The organism is Aminobacter sp. P4_D5 (assembly GCF_056401815.1).
In genome coordinates, this window is record NZ_JBFUIP010000636.1 from 1 (window position 1) to 750 (window position 750).

Genomic DNA, 750 nt, shown 5'->3' on the forward strand with positions numbered 1-750 from the left:
GCCTTGCCCGACGCATCGGCGACGCGCGCCTCCGCCGCTCCGTCCGGCAGGGGGATGACCCGCGGAACGGCCAGGTCCGGCGCAGCCCGTGCGATATGATCGAGCGCTCCGAGCTGCATGTCCCGGAAGCGGGCATCCTCGGCCGGATTGGCGAATTTCAGCACGAATTGCCGACCGTTCTCGGCGCGCAGCCGGAAGTTGGCGTCCCGCTCGCCGCGGAGCGGGCGCGGCTCCGCGCGCAATCCCCAGAGCGACCAGGCGACGTCCCGGGCGGTCTCGAGCGCGATGGCGGGAGGCCGGATGGTCATCACGTCGAAAATCGCGGACGGCACCGTCACCCCTCTGGCCTCGTCACCGGCATGCCCGACGGCGAAGCGTCCGGATCGCCTCCGCAATCGAGCATGCGGGGCCGGATGGTTCAAGGCGGCGGAAAGGGTCGTCCGTCCCCTGAGCGACGTCAGGCGATCCCATCCGTCCGGAAGATGTCCAAGGACCGCTCGGGCGCCGTCGTGGTGGCGGGCCCGGCATCCGGACGCGGCGGCAGCGAGACATCGGGGAGGCCGGCTTCCAGCCGGTCGGCCATGGCCTTCACCGCCGCCGCGATGCCCCCGGCCGAATAGAAGCCTCCGCGCACGTGCAGGTGGTGCCCGATCCCGCGCAGGAAGGCGTCGGTCAGTGCCACGTCGGGCACCCGGGCCTCTTGCCAGAAGCTGTCCAGCCCATCCTCGTGCGTCAGCCCCGGCACGCGGT

Annotated in this window: 2 protein-coding genes; both read right to left on the bottom strand. The window is 72.0% G+C overall.

Annotated elements, in window-relative coordinates; translation table 11 throughout:
- Positions 1–338, bottom strand: a 338-nt coding sequence (locus AC1DWF_RS34010; protein WP_476842894.1) for a phosphotransferase, incomplete at its 3' end; no start/stop codon positions are given.
- A 119-nt stretch (positions 339–457) separates the two neighbouring features.
- Positions 458–750, bottom strand: a 293-nt coding sequence (locus AC1DWF_RS34015) for a capsular polysaccharide export protein, LipB/KpsS family (protein ID WP_476842895.1), incomplete at its 5' end; no start/stop codon positions are given.